Consider the following 24016-nt stretch of genomic DNA (forward strand, 5'->3'; position numbering starts at 1 on the left):
AACGTTGTTTGAAGATGATAGAAATCAGATGGCTGGAGAAGGATATCAGTATGACTTATGTATGTGAATTAGGCCCCGGCCACAGCATGTACCTTGACAACCAAGGTGCTCAGACCTTAGTCACTTTAATGATGGGTACTCCTGGACAACAACAACAGTCTAGTAATAGTTTTGGAACAGGCTGTTGGACAGCTCCACCTGAAATTTATCGAACGCCCCAAGAATTCGTCATTAAAGTAACCACTACTCACGGTGAGCAGTTTATCCAAGTGCAGGGCAGCAGCATGATTAGTATGACGAGCATCCCATCTTTGCAGAAGTCTCAACAGATACAAATAAACCTAAGTGAGGCGATCCCCTCTATTTCTGGTAGTGTCGCAAAAATAGAGTGTTGACCGATAGACAGTGGTAAATTGAGAGGCTCTGTTCCTTTTCTCTCCCATCAATGAAAACTACTGATCTGTTCAAATGGCGTCATTACCAATCTGAGATCATCCTGCTCAATGTTCGTTGGTATTGCCGTTATCCCCTCAGCTATAGAAATTTAGAAGAGATGATGATAGAGAGGGGCTTAGAGGTGGATCACAGCACCATCAATCGGTGGGTTCTCAAATATTCTCCTGAGCTAGACAAGCGCTGTCGTCGGCATCTCAAGCCTACCAATGATTCTTGGAGAGTTGATGAAACTTACATCAAAATCCGTAAAAAGTGGCGATACCTATATCGAGCCGTAGACTCTGATGGCTACACCCTCGACTTTTTACTCACAGCAAAGCGGGATGCTAAGGCTGCGAAGCGCTTTCTGACTAAAGCACTGAATGCCGTTCATACCCATGAACCTCGGGTGATCAATGTGGACAAGAATCCAGCATATCCTCCTGCTGTTGAGCAGTTACAGGAAGAGGAACGTATCCCTGAAGGAGTAAAAGTACGGCAGGTAAAATACCTCAATAATATAGTGGAGCAAGATCATCGTGGCATTAAAAGTCTCGTGAACCCTGGTATGGGATTTGGATCGTTTAACTCGGCTAGACGAACCTTAAAAGGGTATGAAGCGATGAACATGATCCGTAAAGGTCAGATCAAAAATGTGGGCAAAGATGATGTGGTAGGACAGATCTCTTTTATCAATCAAATCTTCGGATTAGCTGCATAGTCTCGGATAGAAATCTGAGGAGTTTTGTAACTGGAAGCATTTTTTGCGACACAACCATCATTACTGAACGAGATATCTTGCAATTACAAACCTTAGGGATTCCTACGACCACTACATTCGTTGAGCAGGTCATGAGTAGCCCACTATTTTTTGTCGATCCTAGAGATAGCCTGTGGTCGGTTTATCAACAAATGCATCACCATCACATCCGCCGCATGGTGGTGGTTGATTCAAATAATAGTAATCATCTCTTGGGGATTGTCAATCAAGATGATCTGCTCCATTTATTCGACCCATTGGCGATGAATGAGACCCCGCAAGTACAGGTTGAGCCGTTTAAACAAGAAAAAATCAACCTATTGCAGGACTGGAATCATGGCTTGGAACAGCAACAACAGTTGCTAGAGGATATTATCCTTGCCAAGGATCGAGCCCAGCTATTGGAACAACAGAATCTTCGACTTCAACAGGAAATTAAAGACAAGGAGCAAGCAGAAGCAGAATTAAACCAACAAATTGAGCAGGAAAGGCTACTACGACTTATTACCCAAGACATTCATAGCACCAGAGATATTAAGGAACTGCAGTCTCTTGTTGTCAATCAAGTCCGTCAGACGGTTAGGGCAGATCGAGCTTTGCTGTTTCGCTTAATGCCAGGAGGGGGAGGCATCATTCTTGAGGAATCTGTTCTCCCTAGCTATCCTGCTATGGAAGAGCTAGATGGTGAAGATCAAGATTTCCCACCTGAATGCTATGAGTTTTATCTCCAAAGAAAACCGCGAATCGTTTTGGACTTACACCAAGACGACTGGAGTCATTGCTTAAAACAATTCTGGATGCCAGCCCAGGTCAAATCTAAGATTGTGGCCCCCATTGTGCAATCCCAAAATCATGGCCACAAAAGGTTATGGGGGTTATTAGTGGTTCATGCCTGTGACTATCCTCGGGTATGGCAGCCAGATGAAGCTTTATTCCTGCAGCAAGTGGCCAATCAATTTGCAGTTGCGATTCAACAAGCTGACTTAGCTATACAGTTACAGCAAGAATTAGTAGAACGGCAACAGAGCGATCTAGCTCTAGCTCAAGAGTTACAACGATCGCAGCTTTTAGGTAAAATCACTCAGAAAATCCATGAAAGTCTGGATAGCCTTCATGTTTTTGAAACGGCAGTAGTAGAAATTCGTCGCGCTCTTAAAGCGAGTCGATGCAACATTTTTGTCTATAGTGCTGTGGATGACCCTCATTTCTCTTTGATGTTCCATGATTATGAAGCAGATTATCCAGACCAAGGACCAGAGATTGTCCGCTTAGCCGATCATGAGTATGTGCGGCAACTGGCAAACCAACCAGAAGCAATTGCCAGCCCCCAGGCTCAATCCGATCCATTATTGGTAAGTTGCTTGCCAATGGTTGAAGCCCTTTCCATTCAATCTATGGTTAGTATTCGCACGTCTTACCAAGGCAATGTGAATGGAGCGATTACGATTAGCCAATGCGATCGCATCCGGGATTGGACCCCCGAGGAATTAGACTTACTCACTGCAGTCGCCACAGAAGTGGGCATTGCCCTAGCCCACGCCAACTTACTCACCCAAGAACTCCACCAGCGAGAACAACTCTCTCAAAAGAACCAACAACTACATACTGAAATCGAAGAGAAGAAACAAACACAGACCCTTCTCAAACTCGTGATGGATTCCATTCCTCAAGCCATTTTTTGGAAGGACAGAACCTCTCGCTATTTAGGGTGTAATCGTGCTTTTGCCAAAGAAGCGGGTTTTAACACTGCAGAAGAGATTATTGGCAAAACTGACCAAGAGATGCCTTGGCCACCGGAAGAAGCAGAATGGTATCGGCTTTCTGATCTAGAAGTCATAAACTCCAACCAACCCCAATTCCATGTCCTTGAAACTCAGCTACGCGCCGACGGGACAAAAACGTGGATGGACACCAATAAAGTCCCTCTTCATAACCCTAAAGGAAAAGTGGTAGGGGTTTTGGGAACTGCCGAAGATATTACAGAGCGGATTCAGGTCGAAGCCGAGTTGCAGCAACAACTCCAACGAGAACAGGTCTTATCCGAAATTACCAACCAAATTCGTCAGAGCCTCGATCTGGACATCCTTTTAAAATCTGCAGTAGAACAGCTCTGTGCTTTATTCCAAGTCAGTCGGTGTTCCTTTTTTACTTACACTGACCAGCCCAACCCTCAACTCGTACTCTCTGCCCAAGCCTATTCACAGCCAGAATGGGAAGCTGCTCTTTCTCATCCCCTCCTCACCTCAGATCATCCTCGTCTTTTAAAGTTACTTGCGAATGATCGAGTTCGCCCTGTGTCTGATATTTGGCAAGAGCCTAGTCTGGCGACATCAGAAAAAGAAAGCCTGTCTTCTACCCTAAGAATTAGAGCCTATCTCAGCGTTAGAACAGCCTTTAAAAATCATCCAAATGGCATTATATTCCTCGACCAATGCGAGCGCAGACGGAATTGGACCAAAGATGAAGTCTCTTTATTGGGAACAGTTGCAGCCCAGCTAGGGATTGCTGTTGCCCATGCTGATTTATTAGCGGATGAACAGAAGCAGCGTCAGGACTTAAAACTTCAGAACCGCCGCCTGCAGGAAGAGATCGCCCATCGAAATCAGGCCGAGAAAGCATTAGCAAAGCAACTCGAAAAAGCTGAACTGTTAGAGAAAATTGTTCAACAAATTCGGCAAAGTCTTGAACCACAGTTAATTTTCCGCACTGCCGTGACTCAGGTACGACAATTACTAGCTGCAGATCGCGTCTGCATCTATCGATTTATAGAGGATACGGACCACGCCCAAGGCATGATGGTCGCAGAAGAAGTACTCCCAGAGTTTCCATCTGCCCTGACAGCCCATGTGCGAGACCGATGCTTTGGTGACCAATATGCAAATCGTTATCAGAGCGGTCGCTTCCAGGCTGTTGCCGATATTCATGAAGCTGGCCTTAGTGATTGCCATATTGAAATTTTGGCCCAGTTTCATATCCGTGCCAACTTAGTTCTGCCCCTACTCCAGGGAGATAACTTATGGGGATTGCTCTGTATTCATCAATGTTCAGGGCCGCGATCTTGGCAGCCGGATGAAATAGAGTTTGTGCAGAAGATTGCCAATCAACTGGGTATTGCCCTATATCAAGCTGAACTCCTGCTTAAAGAACAGCATCAACGCCATGTCTTATCGGTTCGAAGCCAAGAATTGACCTTCAACAATCAACAGTTGGCGGCCGCTAAACAAGAAGCTGAAACAGCTCAGAAAAAAGCAGAGCAGGCGAATCGAGCCAAAAGTACATTTCTGGCAAATATGAGCCATGAATTGAGGACACCCTTAAATGCCATCCTAGGTTTTAGCCAGTTGATCAGTCGTGACCCCAGTACCCCGAACTATCAGCTAGAACAACTAGAAATTATTAATCGTAGCGGTGAACATCTGCTGGCCTTAATTAACGATGTCCTCACCATGTCCAAGATTGAAGCAGGACGTTCTTCTCTCCACTCCCAAATTGTAGATTTACCGTTGCTTCTGGATACTGTGGAAAGTATGCTCGGGATTAAAGCGAAGCAAAAAAGGCTGACACTGCTAATTAACCGTGGGCCTAACCCACCTCAGTACATTCGGACAGACCCCGGAAAACTCCGACAGGTATTAATGAATTTACTGAGTAATGCCATTAAATTTACCACCAGTGGTCATGTCCAGCTGCACCTGGAGCCCAGTGCCTTAGACACTTCTGAGAGTTCAGATGCACCTCCATTACTAGAGCTGCGGTTTACAGTGACAGATACAGGGTCCGGCATTGCCCCAGAAGAACTTAAGTTGTTATTTGAGCCGTTTGCCCAGACAGAAACGGGGCGTCAATCCCAAGAAGGAACAGGCTTAGGATTGGCTATTAGCCGTCAATTCGTACAGCTGATGGGCGGAAATTTGACTGCCCAGAGTATCCATAACCAGGGCACAACTTTCACCTTCAATATTGTGGTTGAAAAAGTTCTACAGCAAAAGCAATCTCTCTCTCATCGTCAGTTCATGGGGTTATTACCAGATCAACCTCAATATCGAATTCTGGTAGTGGAAGATAATATGGATAGTCGTGAATTGTTAGTAACCCTACTAGAAACTATTGGTTTTACGGTTAAGGCAGCTAAAAATGGTGAAGTAGCCGTTACACTATGCCAAAGCTGGCAACCTGATTTAGTCTGGATGGATTTGCGACTACCTATCCTAGACGGATTGAGCGCTACGCGTTTGATCAAGCAAATGGAGAATCCCCCTGTCGTCATTGCCTTAACAGCTAATGCCTTTGATGAAGATCGTGACTTGGCACTACGAGCAGGATGTGATGATTTCGTTCATAAGCCTTATCGAGAAGCAAGTATTTTCGAAAAAATGGCTCTACATTTAGAGGTGGAGTATCATTACCAAGATAAAGTACCTCTCAAATCAACGATTCCCACCTTAAATGTGGACCATCTAGCTCAAATGCCTCATCCTTGGCTAGTTCAATTACATCAAGCGACTAATAATCTCGACCAACATATGGTGGAACTGCTCCTCGATGAGCTTGATGATACTGCTCAGCCATTGCAAGAAGCTCTCAGACATTTAGTATACGAGTTTCGTTATGACGAAATTCTAGCGGTTACGCATCCTCTCATTTCACCTCTTCCTCAGGACTCCACGGAACAGAGTCCTCAAAATGGGAATGGGTAAGCTAAAAGTAGATATAGGAACTTTATGGAGAAGGAATTTCCCAATTCTTAAATACCCCTTTGTCTCAATCTATTTAGCTCGCTCCTGCAAAGAATGGCTTGGGAATGTCTTATCGTCAGTCAAAAGTCATCAATAACCGAAAGTCCTTGATAGGTGGCCAGCTATATACCTAGTAAAGCCCTATATCCAATAATTGAATATAGTGTTATTTTTGAATATATATTTCAAAAACATCTAGCGCTGCTATGTCAGAATCCAACTTGCGTTTGACGCCTAATCAAGAGGTTATCTTAGCGGCCTTACGATTACATCGACGCTATGGTCTTGAGATTCTGGCTGCGATTGAAAATAGTGGGGGGAAACAGATTGGTTTTAATTCCCTCTATCCCAATTTAAAGAAATTAGAGAAGAAAGGACTCGTCCAGTCTGAATGGGGGGATGAGCAGCCAGAAGAGCATAGTGGGGCAAGACGAAAATACTACCGTATTACTGCTGTAGGCATCAGAGCATTAGATGTCAAACAACAGCTGCTAGCTGAGGTAGCAGTCTGGATACCTGAAACGGAAGGGGCATGAAATGAATGAGAAGGATTTAAAACTCGCAGAAAAAACAGGGCAGTTTGTCCGTCGTTTTCCCGATATATGGCAGGAGTATCAGGACTGGTTAAGAGCTATTGTCTCTTCTCAGGAAAAACTACAACAACGATATTCAGAGGGGGTAGCAAGTCTGATCTTTCGATGGCGGTTGCTGTATTTTGGCATCTATATGTTTGGGATGGTGGGACGGAAAACCGTAGCTCAGATTCTCACCCAGTTATCCAGACCTCAACAAACAAATAATGGTCCTATCGTTAAGCAGGGAGCGATCGCAACTCAATCCCTACAAATTAATCGCACCTATTTTATCCTGCAACGAATAGCGACACTTCTAGCAGTGGCGGAATTGACTCTATGTGGTCTAGCAGCAATGACGGGAGTCATGCTGGCATTCTACTATCAGCCGACAGCGGTAGGGGCTCATGCATCCTTGCATGCGATCGCATATCAGATCGTCAACGGCAATCTCATCCTCAGTCTGCATAACATCGCTGGGAATGGCCTGATTGTTCTCGCATTAGTCCAAATTGTCGTCATGTTTTTGGGACGGCAGTTTATGAGATCTTGGTTAACCGCCTGGATTAGCGGAATTTGCCTAGCACTAGCAACAATAGGCCTCAGTTGGACAGCCATTATTCTCAATTGGGACCAGGTCGGTTTCTGGCGATTCAAGATTGAGCTCAATATTATTGGCTCTTTACCCGCAGGCTCATTTCTACGGGAGGTACTGGCTGGCGGGAGTGCCATTAATACCCTGACCCTTCAACATATGTATACCTTGCACAGCTACGTACTTGCGATCGCAGCCTTGCTCCTATCCGTTATCCATCTCACTGCCCATATCCTCCAAGAAAAATATTGGGCTCAAACTGCTCCTGAAAGCTGGCATTCTTCAGAAGATACAAGCACGATCTAATGGTTTAGGAATCTAATAGCCGCTAAAAGTCATCCCTTAATCGAGCCACTGGACTCCATTGCCAGACGTAGGGGGACAGTCATCAATCTGATTAGGCTCTGAAGTCGCAGGCATTTCTTCATTAGGATCGAATTGAATAAACGGATTAACGCTAATATCCGTGAGACTATCTGGATCAACAATCATGTATGGCGGTTCCCCAATATGTTCAGGGTAAAACTGCTCTACAAAAAAATCCAAGGTGGCTTGGCGAATATAGCCATTCAAAACAGCAAGGGCTCCAAACCGTAACCCCGTCTTTTGCTGAGCTGCCAAAATAGCGTCGACCATATTTCTATCAATCAGTCCAGCCCGACGTAAATAGCTACCAATGGGAACTGGATCTGCTTGAGTATCGGGGTAAGGCCACTGATCACCAAAAAAGTCAGCCGTTTGCTGTTGCACCCATCCATGCAGAGTCAGAATCTCACCTAACCGCATCATTTCATAGAGTCGCTGCTCATACAGAGCAGTTTCCAACTGATGGGCTGAAATCAGATCTGATGCACACAATCGCTCACCGATTTTGTGAGAATTTTGAATGAGGGTGGGGCCAATGGTCATGGCTTAGCCTACAGAATACACTTTCCCAAAGTAGCAAAATTTCATTCGCGAAGTGAATATTGTTACGTATAAGGAATAATTCAGGATTGGATTGGATGTCAGAGGAAGGCTTATAACAAGTTACTTAATAATTCAATCGCAAATATTTTCACAGAGATTTTATTCATAATTATGAATAAATCTGGATAGAGATCTTAAATGACTCAGAAAAAGCGATTTACCCTGTTAATCAAATTTCCACCATTTTTCTACATCTTAAAGATCTGAAATAGGGGACATTTAACAACGGTTGCCAAGCAAAGAGAGGATTTTCTAAGTCTGCATATTTAGAGCTTTCACGGTTCAGAACGCAGCATGGCAAGCTTTTACCTTTTCCACAGCTAGGCCATAGCTTTGCCTCAATTTAGATGGGTTAAAGCTTTAGTCCATAGTTCAGATGACATCCATATCTTTTCATCTATGGGCTTTCCCTCACGGGCAATATTGATTTAGTTTTTGTGGCCAGTGTCAAAAATATAGCTATAAGTCAACAAACCCCCCTCATCTTCTAAACCAAACAAAGTTCATGAAAATGAGAGGGGCAATCAATAAGAATCGTTATTTAGGTAGAAGATTTACCTAAATGAACGAACGAAGATTAGGGCAGGTTACCCTTCTCCGCCTTCACCACCATCATCAGAGGAGCTGTCCTCTCCGCCTTCTCCGCCATCATCGGTAGAGCCATCCTCTCCACCTTCTCCGCCATCATCGGCAGGACTTTCCACAGCTGGGCTGGGGCTTTCCTGTTCTCCCCCTTCACCATTCGTTGTGCCGCCATCGCAGGCGAAAAGGGTAGCAGATAAACCCAGGGCAAGAAATAACTCAACTGATTTAGAACGTTTCATTGTAGTCACTTAGTTTTTCAACAGAGATGGCATCATCCTACCGTTTATTCAGATCAACTCTCAATAAATAGAAGAATATAAGGGTGAATTTCAGATTTTTTCAGGCTTAGATCAACCCTCAAATTAGAGCCTTAAGCATAAAACAGCTTCATAGCATGGCTTTCAGCAAAACTTTATTAAAAACTCTGGCCTAAATGCTTCAGATTAGAACATCAATCGGATGTTAATAGATTTTACTTTTTAAATAGATTCTCAATTAGAGTCTCTTCTCACTTAATCATATCGATCCCTAAACCTCATCCAAGTTGAAAAACAAATATCTGGGCTTAAAGCATACAGGGCTTAACAGTGATTCTCTTAACTACCCATCGTCGTTGCTGGCAAAAGACCCACTAATTTATTGCCAATATTATCAATACCTGCTTAAATAGCGGAAGAGGCTTATTGATTTTAATTCTCAATAAATAGCGAGCAATAAGTCACACTTCTTTCCTATTCGGTTCTGGGACTGAATAGCAAGAAAACGTAAGGCCAAAAAACATTCGTTGGAAACGGTATTTCTTTGGTTAGTACAGCCCTCACATCTTGATCAGAGGTTGGTTCCCTCAACCTCTGGCCTTTATTAAATCTTTCACTATGTTCGCAACAGAGCGATAAATATGGACATTCTAAAAGGAAGGAGACTTTCCTATGCAAAACTACGGTAACCCTGAAGTTACCTATGGCTGGTGGGCGGGTAATTCGCGCGTAGCCAGCTCTTCAGGTTTATTTATTTCTGCCCATACGGGTCATGCTGGCTTGATATCGGTGTGGGCGGGTGGTTTTACATTATTTGAGCTAAGTCGCTACACCACTGACTCTCCCATGTGGGACCAAGGTCTCGTTCTCCTCCCTCATTTGGCCGCAGAGGGCATTGGCTTCGGTTCAGGTGGAATCCTGGATGATCCTCAACAGCTGGTTGCCGTGGCTATGGTCCACATCATTGCAGGGGCTGTATTAGGGGCTGGAGCGCTGTTTCATCTCTTAAAAGCTCCCTTAGATTTAAGTGATGCCTCCGGTGCAGCTCGCACCTACCATTTCGAATGGGACAATACCACTAAACTCGGTCGAATTTTAGGCCATCATCTCCTCATTTTGGGCTTGTATACCCTCCTATTTGTGGGTTGGGCCATGTATTGGGGAGGACTCTATGACCCTGATTTGCAAGAAGTCAGGTTGGTCACAGATCCCACCCTCAGTCCATCTGTTATTTTTGGCTATCAAACCCATTTCGACAGTGTTGACAATTTGGAAGATATTGTCGGTGGCCATATCTTTATTGCTGTCCTAGATATTGTCGGTGGGATTTTCCACTTGCTCGTTCCCATGTTGCCTTGGGCCAAGAAGCGAGTTCCTGTCAATGGGGAAGCAATCTTGTCCTATTCCTTAGGAGCAGTGGCTTTCTTCGGTTTCCTGTCCGCCTATTGGTGTTCGGTCAATACCTATATTTGGCCAGAAGAGTTTTATGGACCTGCTTTGCAAATCGAGTTTGGCTTTACGCCCTACTTTGCAGATACGGTAGATCTCCCCTACGGCATCCATTCCGCTCGATGCTGGCTTTCGAATACAACCTACATCTTTGCTTTCTATTTTCTCCAAGGTCATCTTTGGCATGCCTTGAGAGGGCTAGGCTTTAACTTTCGATCAGTCGATCACTTTCTCAATTCTTTGACCGACGAGCAGCTGGCAGTCAAACCAAAGTAATTGAAAATTGCTAACCGCTACTGCTCCGCCTGCGCAAGCATTCTCGAATAAGTCTGCGTAGGCCTTATACCCCATTCAACTCCGTTGAATAAGAGCGCCACGGTAAGAGCGTGAACAATCTGACCGTTTTACGCTCTTGCCACTTTCTTTTTCACGAAACTTAGTTTTCTTGTAGTAATCCTTTGGAGTACATATGTCACAAATCGGAATGTTCTTTGGCACCACCACTGGCAAAACAGCAGAAGCTGCTGAAAAGATCCAAGAGGCCTTTGGGGGTGAAGATGTTGTCACACTCATTGAAATCCCAGATGTCGAAGATGGAGACTTTTCTAGTTACAATTTCTTGTTGATTGGTTCTCCAACTTGGGATATCGGTGAGCTGCAAAGTGACTGGGACGCTTTTTTCCCTAATTTAGACAGCATTGACTTTTCCGGTAAGAAAGTGGCCTACTTTGGTACAGGCGATCAGGTGGGCTATGCCGATAACTACATGGATGCCATCGGCATGATTGAGGCAAAAATCACTGAGAAGGGCGGCCAAACCGTTGGCTATTGGTCAACGGATGGGTATGAGTTTGATGGCTCCAAGGCAGACAGAGGAGGAAAATTTTGTGGGTTAGCCCTGGATGAAGATAACCAGTCTGAACTCTCTGATGAGCGCATAGAGGCTTGGGTTGCCCAAGTTAAAACAGAATTCGGAATATAGGGTTTCCAACAGCTGGGCCAGGGACAATCTCTGGCCTTTCATCGACCCCTTTTTTAGAATTCCTTCTAACTACATTTGCGAAAAAATACATGACTCACTCCATTGATGCCGTTTGGACGACGACTAGTCGCTATCTTAAGCGTTTTGACCAACCCCTACTGGATCGGTTGAGAAAGCATACAACGATTGCCCAGTGGCAGTATCAACAATCTGCGGATGAACCCAGCTCCCTCAGCACAGCGGTGGATCTCCTCCATGACTACATCCAGAATTTTGACCATCCCATCCACTTAATAGGGCATGGCACAGGTGGGTTAGTGAGCTTATTGTATGCGCGTCAATGTCCCCAGAATGTTCGATCTCTGACGATGCTCGGTGTGGGGGCATCAGCCACCTTAGATTGGATGGCCCATTACTATTTTCATCTCCAGTTTATTCCTAGTAACCGCCGCCAAGTTCTAGCTCAGCTTATTCCCGATCTATTTGGCGAACAAAATTCAACCGTGACTTGCTACCTCAGTCGGTTGCTGGAAAAGGAAATGATGGTTTCTCCTTCGCCTCATTCATTATTTCAACGCTACAGTTTGCCTCCTAGTGGCGTATCAATGCCCCTGTTTGTCTGTGGAAGCAAAACCGATCCAGTGGTCGATAGTCAGGCATTGAAGGAATGGCAGCCTTGGATGAAAGGATGCGATCGCATCTGGCAATACAAGAGCGGTTACCACTTTTTCCACTGTTTTCATCCTCAACCCATTGCTGAACAAATTTTGGACTTTTGGCAAATCGAGTCAGAGCCTTCCATTCCAGCTAAGAACTTAGATGTTTGCTCTGTTTAATTCCGCATCAGTTTTTTACTTTGGTTGTCCGATGGTTTCTTCACTATCCACCGTTCCCCTTTCTTCGTTCATGCACGCTCAATCTAGTGCCTTACAATCAACATTTTTCTCAGATCGAGCCTTTTTACCATCTGAATCGCAAGAATTGTGGCAAATTACGCGGGGACTCGTGCGCACCTATACCTGGGACTCCAATGGCAACATCACCACCTTGGGAATTTGGGGAACCGGAGATATTGTAGGGCAGCCGTTGTCAAACGTTGCACCGTATATGATCCAGACCTTAGGGACCGTTGAAGCGACTGCCTTAGTCTCTAATCAATGGAACAATCCAGAAGCTATTCTCAGCCATGCTCAGCAACTCTCGATTTTACTCAAAATTATCAGCATTAAACGAGCAGACGATCGGCTGTTAAGCCTACTCAAATGGTTGGCCCAACGTTTCGGCAATTTGACACCAGCAGGAACTTGTACCACCTTGCCAATCACCCATCAAGAGTTGGCAGAAACCGCCAATGTCACAAGGGTTACAGCCACTCGACTGATTGGTGATCTGGAACAACAAGGCGTTTTACTTTGGTCTCGCCGACGTCAGTTTGTGCTGCTGACGCCATCCTAACGACCCAGCTTTTAACTCAGTCTTGCTCGCCAGCAGCGGTTTCAATCAAGCACCCTTCGTCAAGGATTGGACGATCTTGAGAGATTCGTCAATATGGCCTTGGAAGTGGTTGTGTCGCAAAAAATGCTTCCAGTTACAAAACTCCTCAGATTTCTATCCGAGACTATGCAGCTAATCCGAAGATTTGATTGATAAAAGAGATCTGTCCTACCACATCATCTTTGCCCACATTTTTGATCTGACCTTTACGGATCATGTTCATCGCTTCATACCCTTTTAAGGTTCGTCTAGCCGAGTTAAACGATCCAAATCCCATACCAGGGTTCACGAGACTTTTAATGCCACGATGATCTTGCTCCACTATATTATTGAGGTATTTTACCTGCCGTACTTTTACTCCTTCAGGGATACGTTCCTCTTCCTGTAACTGCTCAACAGCAGGAGGATATGCTGGATTCTTGTCCACATTGATCACCCGAGGTTCATGGGTATGAACGGCATTCAGTGCTTTAGTCAGAAAGCGCTTCGCAGCCTTAGCATCCCGCTTTGCTGTGAGTAAAAAGTCGAGGGTGTAGCCATCAGAGTCTACGGCTCGATATAGGTATCGCCACTTTTTACGGATTTTGATGTAAGTTTCATCAACTCTCCAAGAATCATTGGTAGGCTTGAGATGCCGACGACAGCGCTTGTCTAGCTCAGGAGAATATTTGAGAACCCACCGATTGATGGTGCTGTGATCCACCTCTAAGCCCCTCTCTATCATCATCTCTTCTAAATTTCTATAGCTGAGGGGATAACGGCAATACCAACAAACATTGAGCAGGATGATCTCAGATTGGTAATGACGCCATTTGAACAGATCAGTAGTTTTCATTGATGGGAGAGAAAAGGAACAGAGCCTCTCAATTTACCACTGTCTATCGGTCAACACTCTATTTTTGCGACACTACCTGAATTTGAATTGGCTCAAAGCAAATCGACTCAAACCGAATCACTGATAACACCCGATCTTGCTCATTCGCTAACTTCACCAAAGCCACAATCAGCACTTTTGACCATAAATCTCGGACTCAAGCATGGCCTGTTGTTGACCATAAACGGGCTTCCCTTAAATAGTCAAAAATCCAACTAGCTAGCCCCATTGGGATGAGTTGATGTTGGTATGTGCAACAATCAATACACCGCAAACACTTGACGAACTATGGCACCCAAATTTGACTATATGAATGACAGTGGAGCCGCTGACGTTGGGCAAAGTATCTTCGAGGAAATATCGGAATCCAGAGAGGAGCCTATTGCCGCATCACCCCGGATTGAAATCAAAAAAGTGGAAGTAGAATCCACAACTAAAAGGAACGGTCAATTGTTTGGAGTAAAGGAGAACGTTCGCTTTGCCGTACCTAATTGCAACCTATCGGTCTTAACTGAAATCGATTGGGACGAACTATCAGTTTGGGCAGACGAGACTATCAAGCAGTACTTAAAGCTAATGAACCCAGAGCTGATGCCTCTATTCCAACGAGACAATAAGAAGAAGAAGTTCAAGCCAGCGAGTACTCAAAGTCCTTGCAGCTTGGCTGAGAGATACCCTTGTTATGTAGAGCTAAAGCAGGCGAGGGGCAATATGCTGTATGTTCATTCTAAATTGCCTAACTCAGATCGACTGTGGAAAAATACTTTTTGGTACTGCTGGGCTGAGGATGTGAATCGGGTCGAAGCTGGTCTGAAGAAGAAATAAATCCGACCAATGGGGCTGGGTGATGTAGAAATACCAGTTGGCCGAAGTTAGATGAGTTGTCTAAAGTCCTCCTAATGCCTGTTCTCTGGTGTTTCTGGGCTACAGGGAATATGCAGATTTCAGTCTTATGTGTGCTCTCCAAAATTTCTCGAAAGCATTGTTATCATGCATGGGATAAGAGTATTAACTTCAGAACATTCTTGAGGACTAACGATGGCTAATCAAGAACAGATAGCCTTGCTCAGTCAGGGTGTTGAAGTTTGGAATGAGTGGAGAACGGATAATCTCAAGGTACCGATCAACCTGAGTGGAGCTAACCTTGCTGGTCTTGATCTATGTACGATTAACCTTCATAAAGCGATCCTGAACGGTATCAATCTTTCGAGCGCCAATCTCAGTCAGGCTAACCTTTGTGAAGTCAGTCTCTGGAAAGCTAATCTCCGTGGTGCCATTTTGGATAAAGCTAACCTTAAAGACGCCAACCTTATAGAAGCTGACTTATGTACGGCCAGTTTCCGTAAAGCCAATCTCTATAACGTCAACCTTTATAAAGCCGATCTCAGTCAGGCTAATCTTTGTAGAGCCTATCTATACAGAGCCGATCTCAGTGAGGCATCTCTCAGTCAGGTCAACCTGAGTGAAGCTTATCTGTGTGAAGCCAACCTCAATAAAGCGGACCTCTCTGGTGCGGATCTTGAAGGAGCTAATTTTGAGGGAGCCGACCTTCTCAACATCCGTTTTGATTCTGATACCAAGTGGTCATCAATAGGTAGTTGGAATAATGCTAGAGGTATACCGCAGGAATGGATGGATGGGAGCAGTCAAGAAGATGAAGTTCCGCAAAGGGTTGATGGAGCAATTGTTCCTGATGTCAGTTCCGATGTTGCTTCAAATTCAGTGCTATTGGCTGATTAGCTGTGCTTGTGGGTCTATGGTGAGAGTTCCCCTTTGACATCCTCTACCTCTGTACCTTTCAGGTACAGAGGTAGAGGATGTCAACAAGGGTTCAAGTCGACTGGATATGCTTAATAATTCTGGGTTTCTTTAAGGATTGTAATTGAACTAGAAAAGCACAAAGGGCATGGGTAGGCTAACAGCAACAGCGAGATTCTCTGGAACAGTATTTGAGAACCTCTTCACTTGTACAGCTCTTCAATTTATCAAGATTGAGGAGCTTCTATCTTTATTAAACAGACATCACCATAAAACTGAATATCCAGGATGGCCTTGGAGATTATTGTTCTTCGGGGCAGGTGCATCCCAGATCAACTTAAATCGCTCCAATCCTTTTGGGCTGATATCGATCTCGCCATCTGTCAATATCAGTTCACCATTGGCGAAGGTTGAACCCGCCGCATTAAGGATACCAATAAACTCATCGTGCTCTGTAATAACAGAAACATATCGCTTCAAGCCACTGTAAGAATATATCTGCGAAATTTGCCCCATAGTGCCAGGATAATGTTCGAATAACACTCGAATGTAGAGAGAGAGGAGGGGCATTGGATCGTCGATGCCAAACACGGCATTGCAGATGCAGGTCGATGTTGTCAGCATCCAAGTGGCAATCTTTTTGGGATCGGTAGAGCGGTCTCGTGCCATCTCCAAAAGGAGATCCATCATATTATTCCTGAAGGGAACATCCAAACGAGTTTCTAAGTTTTTCCAGACGGCTAAAGTATTAGGATCCATTTGAAGTTGAGGTATTCACTTGCTATACCTTTGGATACCCAAATTAGTCCAAAAACCGTCAAGAATTTACTCAATAATGGCAACCTAGACAACAGTTCCTGCTTGGCCTCCTGTCATTGAATAATCAACGGTTGAACTGCGGGCTTGGTGAAGGTGATCATGGTGAGTGGGGTTGAGTTGCTTGCTGAGGGTTTGAAGCTTGATTTGAAGTGCAGTAATAGGGGTATGGTTTGCCTAAGCCTGGGGGGTGACTCCCAGGCTTAGGCAAACCATACCCCCGATAGTGATTCAATTCAAGCTGCTATGACTTCTAGCTATTGCATCACCCCCAAACCCTCGTCCAGCCACATCCCGATCATCTCCTCAATCCGCTTAATCGTCTCTCCTGGACGCAGACTCAACACTTGCAACACATCAAACGTGTCTTCTAATTCCAAGGCGCACTCGAAACAAAACTCAGGACTTCCAAACGAAATTCTGATGAATGGCTTACCGCTGCCACCCACGGTGATCTAATACAGATACAACATCAGATCTCGAAATCTCAATGTGAGAGGTTTTTGAGTTGTTACTCAAATAAAACAACACAACAAGTCCCAAAAATTATTTTGATGCACTCGGTAAATGTAGCAAGCGCTCACCATCACGAAAGAGCCAATCAAACCACAATTTGAGTAACTGGTGACCCTCTAGTTTAAGTGGTACTTCAAGGGCTTCCAGAGCCTTATCACGATGATCTAATGCTCGCATCATCAATCGACCACGAACATCGTGACTGTCCAGTAGTTGGCGAATAGCCATGTCGTCACGGTATTTCTGGGCACACAGTTTTGATAGTGTTTCACTCGTTTTACATCCATGCTCCATGCCTAAAAGCACCGGGTATGTATATTGTTCGTGCCCAGGATCTTCAGCATTGTCCGGGAACCAGAACGCCTCAATATCATCAAGAATTTGCTGAGCCCAGCCGATATGCCGACCACAGACTCGACATCTCTCAATTGCTTTGGCATCAGCAGTGACAGCATTTGCACCCGTAACTGCTGCAAGCTCATAAGCAGCAACAGTTTTTAACTCAACAACTTCCTCATATGCTGCCAAAGACCGAACCTCTCGCCGAATGTCTCTATCCTGTCCCTTACACACCCGAAGCAGAGCGTCAAAGTAGTCTCTTGTCATGAGGTCGCTATCTGGTGATGCTTTGGAGAGCAGTCCAATCTCTCGTGAAGCTAATGTAATTAGCGCAGCAGAGAAATTTGCTGCACGTCCAATACCTATTTGTTGATATAAAGCACTAGGGTTATCCTGGTCAGCTATATCATCGAGAGTACGAAGTGCAAAGGCGACTGCAACGATAGCTGATGTGATAGGAATTAGATGTTCCGTAGAGCCACCACATGCATAGCCAGTGGCTACAGGTAAGGTCGCTACAGGTGGAAGCGGGTCTGGAAGAGTGGTAGACATTAATTCTCCCAAAGCAATATCAACATCACTAGCGAGAGTAATAACTCTGAGACGAATTGCATGGAGGATGTCTTGTGGGGTCATAAAGTCTAATTAGAAATTTAATTCAATGCGTTTTGTGTCTTTTGCTGCATTAAGACGAGTGACCTGATCGCGATAGTGGTTCGTTTTAGCTACTCCGATATAGTCTGAAAAATTCTCACATGGGAAAAACTTTCCGAATGCGTCAAATTCATCGCTCTTGCCTGCTTCTTTGAAAAACGGCTCTACTTCTGCGAAAGTATTTCTGGCGAGCTGAAAGCTATCCCATTCGTAGTATTCTTGGATAGCTGCACGCCACTCTTCAGGTGTAGTGGGATTCAATGGATTTAGAGAGTCCACTTCCCAATCAGATAATTTCACTCCACTTTCAAAATCACCTTTTTCATAAGCATTTTTAACTTTCGCAAACCGAGTATGCTGAATAGCATTTGCAGTTTCGAAAATTGCGTTCAAAGCAGTAGTAGTGTTATGTCCTTTCGCAAGTCGGACCTCATGGCTTTCGGGATCATATGAACCCGATGTTCCCTTCTGAGCTGTCTTGTAGGTAACCCCTGCTTTCGCTTTGAGTTTTGCAAACTCCTCGGATTTATCGAGGATTGCTTTGACGATGACTCCTGGTTTACTACCTGCTCCTACTAACTCATCTTTAAGCTCGGTCGGGCTACTTGTACCGCAACAGCGATGCACCCGACCTACAGGGGATTCGTTGATTATCTCAGTGGGCTGACCAAAAGCAATTGCACTCCTCTTAGCCTGATCCTTGGATGGTAGCCGACTCATGGATACTTTACTTCTGTTGGCTTGAATCGCGCCATTCTGCTGTACTACATGGGTCAACTCATGAGCAATCAGCTCTTGTCCAACACGGTTCCCAGGCTGATATGCTCCCTCTCGGAAAAACATATCCTGACCCGTCGTAAATGCCCTCGCCTGAATCGATTGATTTAACTGGTCTGACTGGGTATCTGTATGCACCCGTACTCCACTAAAATCAGCACCCATTGCCTGACCCATTGACTGCTGCAATTCTGAATTCAATGGCTGTCCACTACCCCTGGCTCTATTGATAGTAGACTCTAAATCTGGCGATGCTTCTTCACCTGCTATTGCTTGCCGCCGCTGGATGGCAGCACGAAGACTTTTCGCTTGTATTTCATCTTCTGGTCTTTTCTCCCGTTGAATTGACTGATCTTGATTTAATTGAGAAGAATTAGGAGCATTGATTTGATAAACCACTTGAGAAGCAACTCTATCCGCTTCTTGTTCATATTTATCTCCTGGCTGCCCAAGCGTTAGCTTCCGCTGAATCCAAGGTTGTGCTAAGTCTCCGGATGGGTTAGGAACTTTATCCATCCAGGGCGTTCCAAACCGTGCCCATTTCTCCTGCTGAGCTTTCCATTCTGCTAAACCCTCTTCATTTGTCTTTGCTTGAATAGCAGGTACTACTGGAGCTGTTGATTGAATTTGGTCTAGTGATTTTGCCTGTGGTATCGGTTGAGATTTCTCTGGCTGAGAAGAATGTGTACGCTTCATCTACTGTCCCCTATCCGAAATCGAATCACCTTCCTTCAATCCTAAACCCAAGGAAATAATTACTACGATAGGAAATGTGCTAACTCAAATAGTAGTTGATTCACTCCCAGATCCGGGCCAACCACTCCCGACCCAGATACGCCACGACCATCTACTCGATCTGCCTAGCTCGCCTCGTGATCTATCAAGTCATCAGATTGATCGTTTTGCAATGCATAACCTACCCCACGAAACGTATGGATAAACTCGCATTCCTCTGAACTAGCCTTGAGCTTATTCCGTAAGCGAGACATATGGACATCAACTGTCCGAGTATCAACGATGGATTCTTGGCTATAACCCCATACTTTCTGTAGCAGCTCTTGACGAGAAACTACTACTCCAGGGTGACTTGCCAACAGCTCTAACAAACAAAACTCCATATGGGTGAGGTAGATGCGTTCTTGCCCCAGGATTACCTGCCGTTTGTTGGTGTCAATATGGAGTAAACCAATCTCAATTACACCATTAATTTGATACTTTGACGGGTTTAGAGCATCCAGTCTACGGAGAATACAACGAACACGTGATTCTAATTCTTTGGGTGAAAAGGGCTTGATCATGTAATCATCAGCTCCCATTTCCAGACCAGTAATGCGGTCTCTTACATCCGATAGAGCCGTCAGCATAATAATCGGCACTCTCGATATTTGACGGACTGCTTGACAGACTCCATAGCCATCCAGATTGGGCATCATCACATCTAGCACAATTAAATCAGGATGTTGACGCTCAAAAATTTCTAACGCTTCGACGCCATCAGCAGCGGTGAAAACCTGATAGCCCATCATAGATAGTCGAGTACTTAAAATTCGTCGAATCGGTACTTCATCATCAACTACCAAAATTGAATGCTGCTCAATGCTCAGATGATTCATGAGGTCAGACACCCTGGGCTACGCTTAATTTTAAGGTAGCATTTATACCTAAGCAATAATACTTAAAACGCTTGGTTAGACAAGATTCTTATAATTAGTCATTTTTCAAAGAACCTGCCAAGATCACCACTTTCAACTCACCCCCAAACCCTCTCTGCCCGACTCAGCCAATTAGGCCTAATAGCTGTATCGGTAGTGTCGCAAAAATAGAGTGTTGACCGATAGACAGTGGTAAATTGAGAGGCTCTGTTCCTTTTCTCTCCCATCAATGAAAACTACTGATCTGTTCAAATGGCGTCATTACCAATCTGAGATCATCCTGCTCAATGTTCGTTGGTATTGCCGTTATCCCCTCAGCTATAGAAATTTAGAAGAGATGATGATAGAGAGGGGCTTAGAGGTGGATCACAGCACCATCAATCGGTGGGTTCTCAAATATTCTCCTGAGCTAGACAAGCGCTGTCGTCGGCATCTCAAGCCTACCAATGATTCTTGGAGAGTTGATGAAACTTACATCAAAATCCGTAAAAAGTGGCGATACCTATATCGAGCCGTAGACTCTGATGGCTACACCCTCGACTTTTTACTCACAGCAAAGCGGGATGCTAAGGCTGCGAAGCGCTTTCTGACTAAAGCACTGAATGCCGTTCATACCCATGAACCTCGGGTGATCAATGTGGACAAGAATCCAGCATATCCTCCTGCTGTTGAGCAGTTACAGGAAGAGGAACGTATCCCTGAAGGAGTAAAAGTACGGCAGGTAAAATACCTCAATAATATAGTGGAGCAAGATCATCGTGGCATTAAAAGTCTCGTGAACCCTGGTATGGGATTTGGATCGTTTAACTCGGCTAGACGAACCTTAAAAGGGTATGAAGCGATGAACATGATCCGTAAAGGTCAGATCAAAAATGTGGGCAAAGATGATGTGGTAGGACAGATCTCTTTTATCAATCAAATCTTCGGATTAGCTGCATAGTCTCGGATAGAAATCTGAGGAGTTTTGTAACTGGAAGCATTTTTTGCGACACAACCGGAACTAACACCAAATCGCATCTGGTCAATATAGCTTTAGTGACTTCTGAAAGTGAGCCTGGCCCATCAACTACAACAACGTCATAGTCATCTGAAAAGGCAGGTAAACTTTCAAATAACTGTTCAGGATCTATAAGTACTTTATAATCGAGTCCAAGTTCGTTAAGCCATGCGGAACTACTCTGCTGACCATCTGCATCAACAAGCATTACTGAAAGACCTTTTTGAGCAAGCCAAAATGCTGCATGAGCAGCACTTGTAGATTTTCCAGATCCACCTTTTTGATTAGCAAAAGCAATGATTTTGGGAGTTTGCATAGAGTAGAGGCTTCTGTATCTAAACCTAACCAGACAAATATTATACTCAATCTGTTGATTTGCAAATGAGATCGTTATCTTTCGACTGGATAAATGCAATCGACCCTAGAACGGTGTAAGCAGTGAATATAAATAAGAACCAACTCAGGATTATATAAAGCGTTAAATACCAACCGAGTTTGACCATCGCACTGCTCAACGAATAGGGTAGTTCTTGCCCGTAAATTTTAGTGATTAACCTCAACCCTATGACCTATGGTAATCCTATGGCATAGAGCTTCAATAAATGTTATGGCTTTAGACTCAATTCATATGGAGTTTTCCCATCCATACTGGCAAAATGCTCAAGCAACATTCGATGGATAAAGATATAGCCATCGCCAATCTTCTGCAGAAAGAGACAGTTCACAGAATCATCTAAAAAGCGGGCATAATCCCAAGGAATATATCTCATCCGATAGAGCATCACCCTAAGTGAAAAATGCCGTAGGCAAGTTGTACCACCCCCCAGCAACCCACCTATCAGCCCACCTATCAATCCATACCTCATCCCGCTATATGGCCCAAAGATTAGCCCAAATAATAGCCCAGAACTCAGTCCACCCATCAGTCCAAACGTTATAGCATTACGAAAAGATTTCCAAAGTTCTTGGTTTGCTCTTAATCCCTGATTGAGAGTGACTTCTTGACCTCTAAATACAGTCGTCAGCTCACCCAGCAGCCCCACTATTAACCCAAATATCAAGCCATAAATTAGTCCAGATATCGACCCTACCATTAGCCAAACCATCAACCCAGATATTGACCCTACTATTAGCCCAAACGCTACAACTGTGCGGAGCGACTTCCTAAATCTTAGGTGCACCCTAGATTTATTAGGAAGGTCTATTCCTGGACCTCTAAAGCCACCCATCAATCCCACCATTAGCCCAATAATTAGCCCAGCTGCTAACCCAAAGATTGCCCCATATATAGCCCCAATCATGAGTCCAAAGATCGCCCCATACATCAGCCCAAGTATCAGCCCAATCATCACCCCAGCTGCTAGCCCAGTCTCTAGCCCAGTCGGTAAAGTATCGATTGCTTCTTTCCTAGACCATCTGACCGTCTCTGGCATTTTAATTCGTTCTAAGCATCCAACAATCAGCCCAACTATTAACCCAATAGTTAACCCAAGCAATGGCCCAGAAAACAACCCAACTAATAACCCAGAAATTAGCCCAATCAATAACCCGCTTTCCAGGCGATATCTCATCCTTAGAGGCTCATTGTGAAAGCAGTTCGGCTGCAATCCCTCAACCCTAAAAATGGTTTGGGAGTTTTGAAGCATTTGCTGTGCTACCCAAATTAGCCAATGTGTTGCTTGCTCTTGGAGATAGGGTTGTGCGGTTTCTCGACGCTTGAAAATGCGTTTGATATAGGTGTCAAATAAGTGTTGACGGAAAATATCTGATGTCGCTGACTGGGGAAAATCATCCAAAGTACAACCTTGATAGGTCAAGCTCATAATGCTCAACAATAAAGGTGAAGAGGCAAGTGTTTGAATCTCAGAGTCTTCGCTTATTACTGCTCTTAAAGCCGCTAAAGGGGCTCCTACTTGTTCCAGATAATCGTCAATTTGCTGAGGTTGTAGAGGTTGAACGTAAATTGCGTTTTGCAAACTGAGCTTTTTTGAAAGGGATTCATAGTCGTAAACCCGGCTACATACAACCATTTCAGTACGATTATGAGTTTGCATGAAATGATTGAGGGCGTCTACACATGCATTCTGATGTTTGGACTCAACTTCATCGAGACCATCTAACAGTAGGATGAGTTGCTCTTTTTCGATCCAGGCTTTCCCCAATACCTTAGCAACGGTATAGGTCTCATAGAGTTCTTGTACCAACCACTCCTCAATGGACTGTTGTTGTCTCGCCCAAGATGAGAGGTTCATCACCACTGGTAATGGCTGACTTAGATCCGCTTTGGAACGGGCAATCAGGCTTGCCGCTAATTTCAACAGAGTAACTGTTTTGCCAGACCCAGGCTCTCCTAAAATCAACATTGTGCGTCCAGCACCAATATCTTCAAATAGGTTGGTGGCTGTCTTACTTCGGGCGAGAACTTGCTGTATTTCAGCAGGAAGTTCCTCTAAATCTCGTAATGGATTTAAAATACTATCACTCCAATCTTCCAACCCAAGTTCTTGCAAAACTTGGTTATGGAGTGAATTTCCTAAAACACCATCAATCCAAAACTGCTGTACTTTACTGAGTAGAATCTTTCGCCATTCTTGTTCTTCTCTGATTAGGGACTTTGTTGTACTCAAAGGTGCATAATCAACTTGAACAGTGCCATAGATATTGATTAAACCGATCCCATCTTGAATTTGCTCTAATTTTAGATTTTGCCCAGTGATATCACCAATCTGAACTGATTTTAGAACGCTATCGGAGATGCTTGATCTCTGTTTGAGCTTTTGATTTGGCGGTGGTTCCATA

Annotated in this window: 21 protein-coding genes and 1 pseudogene; 12 read left to right on the forward strand and 10 right to left on the reverse strand. The window is 44.4% G+C overall.

The window, feature by feature from the left end:
* The first annotated feature begins 50 nt into the window (after positions 1-50).
* The 5 genes from I1H34_RS12120 to I1H34_RS12140 all read left to right on the forward strand — a co-directional run bounded on the left by I1H34_RS12120 (position 51) and on the right by I1H34_RS12140 (position 7404).
* Positions 51-395 (forward strand): hypothetical protein, encoded by a 345-nt coding sequence (locus I1H34_RS12120; RefSeq protein ID WP_212665846.1) that lies wholly within the window; start codon positions 51-53, stop codon positions 393-395.
* A gap of 50 nt (positions 396-445) precedes the next feature.
* Complete coding sequence (locus I1H34_RS12125; RefSeq protein ID WP_212665847.1) at positions 446-1156, forward strand: IS6 family transposase; 711 nt, start codon at positions 446-448, stop codon at positions 1154-1156.
* 77 nt (positions 1157-1233) lie between these two features.
* Positions 1234-5892: a GAF domain-containing protein gene (locus I1H34_RS12130; protein WP_212665848.1), complete on the forward strand. Its 4659-nt coding sequence runs from the start codon at positions 1234-1236 to the stop codon at positions 5890-5892.
* A gap of 245 nt (positions 5893-6137) precedes the next feature.
* Positions 6138-6467 carry a PadR family transcriptional regulator gene (locus I1H34_RS12135; protein WP_212665849.1) on the forward strand — a complete coding sequence of 110 codons (330 nt, stop codon included), beginning with the start codon at positions 6138-6140 and terminating at the stop codon, positions 6465-6467.
* Position 6468: 1 nt separating this feature from the next.
* Entirely contained in the window at positions 6469-7404 is a 936-nt protein-coding gene (locus I1H34_RS12140) for a cytochrome b N-terminal domain-containing protein (protein WP_212665850.1), read from the forward strand.
* 36 nt (positions 7405-7440) lie between these two features.
* On the opposite strand, the gene I1H34_RS12145 is transcribed toward I1H34_RS12140, so the two are convergent.
* Both I1H34_RS12145 and I1H34_RS12150 read right to left on the reverse strand, forming a co-directional pair.
* Positions 7441-8007: a hypothetical protein gene (locus tag I1H34_RS12145; protein WP_212665851.1), complete on the reverse strand. Its 567-nt coding sequence runs from the start codon at positions 8005-8007 to the stop codon at positions 7441-7443.
* Positions 8008-8654: 647 nt separating this feature from the next.
* Entirely contained in the window at positions 8655-8891 is a 237-nt protein-coding gene (locus I1H34_RS12150) for a hypothetical protein (RefSeq protein WP_212665852.1), read from the reverse strand.
* Positions 8892-9581: 690 nt separating this feature from the next.
* Here I1H34_RS12150 and I1H34_RS12155 point away from each other — a divergent pair.
* From I1H34_RS12155 to I1H34_RS12170, 4 genes are all read left to right on the forward strand, one after another.
* A complete protein-coding gene (locus tag I1H34_RS12155) occupies positions 9582-10634 on the forward strand; it encodes a chlorophyll a/b binding light-harvesting protein (RefSeq protein WP_212665853.1) in 1053 nt (350 codons plus the stop codon).
* Positions 10635-10827: 193 nt separating this feature from the next.
* Entirely contained in the window at positions 10828-11340 is a 513-nt protein-coding gene (fldA, locus tag I1H34_RS12160) for a flavodoxin FldA (RefSeq protein ID WP_212665854.1), read from the forward strand.
* Positions 11341-11429: 89 nt separating this feature from the next.
* The gene (locus tag I1H34_RS12165; RefSeq protein ID WP_212665855.1) at positions 11430-12176 is read left to right on the forward strand and encodes an alpha/beta fold hydrolase; all 747 of its coding nucleotides are present in this window, start codon (positions 11430-11432) and stop codon (positions 12174-12176) included.
* Between the two features lie 31 nt (positions 12177-12207).
* Complete coding sequence (locus I1H34_RS12170) at positions 12208-12795, forward strand: Crp/Fnr family transcriptional regulator (protein WP_249370051.1); 588 nt, start codon at positions 12208-12210, stop codon at positions 12793-12795.
* A 163-nt stretch (positions 12796-12958) separates the two neighbouring features.
* On the opposite strand, the gene I1H34_RS12175 is transcribed toward I1H34_RS12170, so the two are convergent.
* On the reverse strand, positions 12959-13669 hold the full coding sequence (locus tag I1H34_RS12175; RefSeq protein ID WP_212665857.1) for an IS6 family transposase: 711 nt from the start codon (positions 13667-13669) through the stop codon (positions 12959-12961).
* 327 nt (positions 13670-13996) lie between these two features.
* Between I1H34_RS12175 and I1H34_RS12180 the strand changes: the two genes are divergently transcribed.
* The gene (locus I1H34_RS12180; RefSeq protein ID WP_212665858.1) at positions 13997-14533 is read left to right on the forward strand and encodes a hypothetical protein; all 537 of its coding nucleotides are present in this window, start codon (positions 13997-13999) and stop codon (positions 14531-14533) included.
* A 213-nt stretch (positions 14534-14746) separates the two neighbouring features.
* Positions 14747-15448, forward strand: coding sequence for a pentapeptide repeat-containing protein (locus I1H34_RS12185; protein WP_212665859.1), 702 nt, complete (start codon positions 14747-14749; stop codon positions 15446-15448).
* Positions 15449-15730: 282 nt separating this feature from the next.
* Here I1H34_RS12185 and I1H34_RS12190 read toward each other — a convergent pair whose 3' ends face one another.
* The 5 genes and pseudogenes from I1H34_RS12190 to rpaB form a co-directional block, all read right to left on the reverse strand.
* Positions 15731-16225: a hypothetical protein gene (locus I1H34_RS12190; protein WP_212665860.1), complete on the reverse strand. Its 495-nt coding sequence runs from the start codon at positions 16223-16225 to the stop codon at positions 15731-15733.
* Between the two features lie 314 nt (positions 16226-16539).
* A pseudogene (locus I1H34_RS12195) lies at positions 16540-16737 on the reverse strand (hypothetical protein); the annotation flags it as partial.
* 91 nt (positions 16738-16828) lie between these two features.
* Complete coding sequence (locus I1H34_RS12200) at positions 16829-17773, reverse strand: polyprenyl synthetase family protein (protein WP_212665862.1); 945 nt, start codon at positions 17771-17773, stop codon at positions 16829-16831.
* A 9-nt stretch (positions 17774-17782) separates the two neighbouring features.
* Positions 17783-19084: an eCIS core domain-containing protein gene (locus I1H34_RS12205; RefSeq protein WP_212665863.1), complete on the reverse strand. Its 1302-nt coding sequence runs from the start codon at positions 19082-19084 to the stop codon at positions 17783-17785.
* Positions 19085-19428: 344 nt separating this feature from the next.
* Positions 19429-20181 carry a response regulator transcription factor RpaB gene (gene rpaB / locus I1H34_RS12210; RefSeq protein WP_212665864.1) on the reverse strand — a complete coding sequence of 251 codons (753 nt, stop codon included), beginning with the start codon at positions 20179-20181 and terminating at the stop codon, positions 19429-19431.
* A gap of 268 nt (positions 20182-20449) precedes the next feature.
* On the opposite strand from rpaB, the gene I1H34_RS12215 reads away from it, so the two are divergent.
* Positions 20450-21160, forward strand: a complete 711-nt coding sequence (locus tag I1H34_RS12215; RefSeq protein WP_212665847.1) for an IS6 family transposase — start codon at positions 20450-20452, stop codon at positions 21158-21160.
* Here I1H34_RS12215 and I1H34_RS12220 read toward each other — a convergent pair.
* Both I1H34_RS12220 and I1H34_RS12225 read right to left on the reverse strand, forming a co-directional pair.
* On the reverse strand, positions 21132-21533 hold the full coding sequence (locus I1H34_RS12220; RefSeq protein ID WP_249370053.1) for a ParA family protein: 402 nt from the start codon (positions 21531-21533) through the stop codon (positions 21132-21134). The genes I1H34_RS12215 and I1H34_RS12220 overlap by 29 nt on opposite strands.
* Positions 21534-21822: 289 nt before the next feature.
* Complete coding sequence (locus I1H34_RS12225; RefSeq protein WP_212665865.1) at positions 21823-24015, reverse strand: NACHT domain-containing protein; 2193 nt, start codon at positions 24013-24015, stop codon at positions 21823-21825.
* Position 24016: the final 1 nt, after the last annotated feature.

Source organism: Acaryochloris marina S15, assembly GCF_018336915.1.
GTDB lineage: Bacteria > Cyanobacteriota > Cyanobacteriia > Thermosynechococcales > Thermosynechococcaceae > Acaryochloris > Acaryochloris marina_A.